The following is a 2,294-nucleotide window of genomic DNA, read 5'->3' on the forward strand; positions in this document are numbered from 1 at the left end:
ATCCCGGCATCCCGGCAGGCCCGAGCAACGCGGACTGCGATTTCGCCACGGTTGGCGATGAGCACCTTGCGCACGATGGCTCCCTCCTTGAAACAAGCTGAGTTTAGGGACAGCCCACACGGCCTTTCGACCCTTCCCCGGTGGTGACCTTGCCCACACGGACTGTTATCCGAGTCGACCTCGAGTGGAAAGAACCCTTGTGGCGCCCCATGTCAGGGGGATCCCCGACTGCACAGTAACCCTGCCGTGTGTCCGGGGTCTCTGTTCGCCGGGTCAGCGGCCCGGGGTGATTCTTTGTCGAATCCCTACGAACGGCCCATGCAATTCCTTGCACGGGTGCGGTGTCGCCGCCGGGCGGCCCCCGTACGGGAGCCCGACCGTAACGAAGCGGCCCCGGCCCCTTGTCCGAAGGTTTACCCGTTAGTAGCCTCCAGGCGTCGAACGGGCTTGTGCATGCGGGTGGGGGCGTCGTGGCTGGTGTGAGTGGCGTGGGTGGCGTGGTGCTGCGGAGATCCGTGGCCGGAGCGACCGCGGTCGTACTCGTCGTGGAGGCGGGGGTGCTCGGCTTCGTCCACCTCGTCCTGGGCCGGACCACCGAGAACCAGTCGATGTCCATCGCGGGCGCCGATCCGGATGTCATGTCCAAGGCAACCTATGCACTGGGTGCCGGCATGGCCCTGTTCCTGCTCGCCTGTGCGGTCTTCCTCGTCGTCGCCGCGGCCCGCGACCGGGCCCTGGGCACCTTCCCGCGCGTGCTCCTCGTCAGCGCCGCCGTCACCCACGGACTGCTCGGCGCCCTCGTCGTCGGCCTGGTGGGCTGGGGCGCCTTCGCGGTGATGATGCTGATCCTCTGCCTGCTGGTGCTGAGCCTGACGCTCTACGCGGCCAAGGACGCGGGCGGGGCCGGCGACGGCGCGGGCGGCCCCGCGGGCGGCTCCGGCGGCCCCGCGGAGGGCCCCAGCGGCCCCCTGGACGGCTTCGGCGGTCCGGGTGCCCCGGGCGCCCCGGACGACCGGCCCGAGATCCGGGACACGCCGCCGGGCCACCCGCTCGCGGACTTCGGCGACTTCGGCAAGCTCGGGGACGTCAAGCCCACAAGTCCGTGATGGACACGCCCAGTTCGGCCAGCAGTGAGCGCAGCAGCGGCATGGAGATCCCGATCACATTGCCGTGATCCCCGTCGATGCCCTCGATGAACGGCGCCGACAGCCCGTCCAGGGTGAACGCCCCCGCCACGTGCAGCGGTTCCCCGCTCGCCACGTACGCCGCCACCTCCGCGTCCGTCGGCTCGCCGAAGCGGACCGTCGTCGACGCCGTGGCCGAAACCCGGCGGCCGCTCGCCGTGTCGATCACGCAGTGCCCGGTGCGCAGCACCCCGGCGCGCCCGCGCATCGACTTCCAGCGGGCCGTGGCCTCCTCGGCGTCCGCCGGCTTGCCCAGCGCCTCGCCGTCCAGCTCCAGTACGGAGTCGCAGCCGATCACCAGGGCGCCCGCCGCCTCGTCCAGGCCCGCCACGACGGCCGCCTTCGCCTCGGCCAGCGCGAGGGCCAGGGCGGCCGGCTCGTCGTGGTTCAGGGTGTCCTCGTCGAAGCCGCTCACGATCACGTGCGGGGCGAGCCCGGCCTGCCGCAGCAGGTTCAGGCGGGCGGGCGAAGCGGAGGCGAGGACGAGGGCGTGGCGGGGGGCAGCAGTCATGCCTGCCATCGTAGGGGCGCCCGGCGCGGGCCCCGGCGGGTCCGAGCGGCCTGCGGCGCTAAGAGGCATTCCGTGATTCCGCTACGATCGTCAAGTCCCGTGAGGGATAGGGCGAGAAGACGCCCTGTGGGAGTCAACCGCACCGTGTCCGTCCCCGGCTTGCCGGTACGGATCATGCGGCAGTACAGCGTCTGCGCTGTGCCTCTGCTCCCCGAATGCCGGACCAGCGCCCTGAGCGACCCCGGATGAGCCGCCCCCGGGCGACCACGCCGGACAGCCCAGGAACCGCCCCGGCTGCAATCCGTCATCCCTGCGGGAATAGCGGATCAAGTCTTAGAAGCCGCCCACGCCCAGCACGTACACCACGACGACCATCGCGATGACGACGATCACCGTCATCCGCCGGACCATCGCCGCGGCGTCGCGCATGTCCTTCGGCGGCTCGTTCTTCGGGTCTGACCAGAGCATGTCCTGATCCTGGCCCCGAACACGGCCGTGGGGGCGGGGGGGGGGGGGGGCGTGGGGCCACCCGGGTGGGGGCCTGAGAATGTAAAACGGGACGGGAGTCCCGGCCCCCCCGCCCGCCCGCAGCGGCGCGC

4 protein-coding genes are annotated in these 2,294 nt (G+C 71.6%); 1 reads left to right on the forward strand and 3 read right to left on the reverse strand.

What is annotated here, in order from left to right; translation table 11 throughout:
- A partial coding sequence (locus tag MTF69_RS43915; protein WP_308314144.1) for a biotin carboxylase N-terminal domain-containing protein occupies positions 1 to 74 on the reverse strand: 74 nt, incomplete at its 3' end.
- Between the two features lie 441 nt (positions 75 to 515).
- On the opposite strand from MTF69_RS43915, the gene MTF69_RS35995 reads away from it, so the two are divergent.
- Positions 516 to 1,106, forward strand: a complete 591-nt coding sequence (locus MTF69_RS35995; RefSeq protein ID WP_243340593.1) for a hypothetical protein — start codon at positions 516 to 518, stop codon at positions 1,104 to 1,106.
- On the opposite strand, the gene MTF69_RS36000 is transcribed toward MTF69_RS35995, so the two are convergent.
- Both MTF69_RS36000 and mmpB read right to left on the reverse strand, forming a co-directional pair.
- Positions 1,087 to 1,695, reverse strand: coding sequence for a nucleoside triphosphate pyrophosphatase (locus tag MTF69_RS36000; protein ID WP_243340594.1), 609 nt, complete (start codon positions 1,693 to 1,695; stop codon positions 1,087 to 1,089). The two genes, MTF69_RS35995 and MTF69_RS36000, sit on opposite strands and share 20 nt — an antisense overlap.
- Positions 1,696 to 2,028: 333 nt before the next feature.
- Positions 2,029 to 2,163 (reverse strand): morphogenic membrane protein MmpB, encoded by a 135-nt coding sequence (mmpB, locus tag MTF69_RS43165; RefSeq protein ID WP_279346700.1) that lies wholly within the window; start codon positions 2,161 to 2,163, stop codon positions 2,029 to 2,031.
- Between the last annotated feature and the right edge of the window lie 131 nt (positions 2,164 to 2,294).

Source organism: Streptomyces sp. AP-93 (assembly GCF_022808175.1).
In the GTDB taxonomy this organism is placed as follows: domain Bacteria; phylum Actinomycetota; class Actinomycetes; order Streptomycetales; family Streptomycetaceae; genus Streptomyces.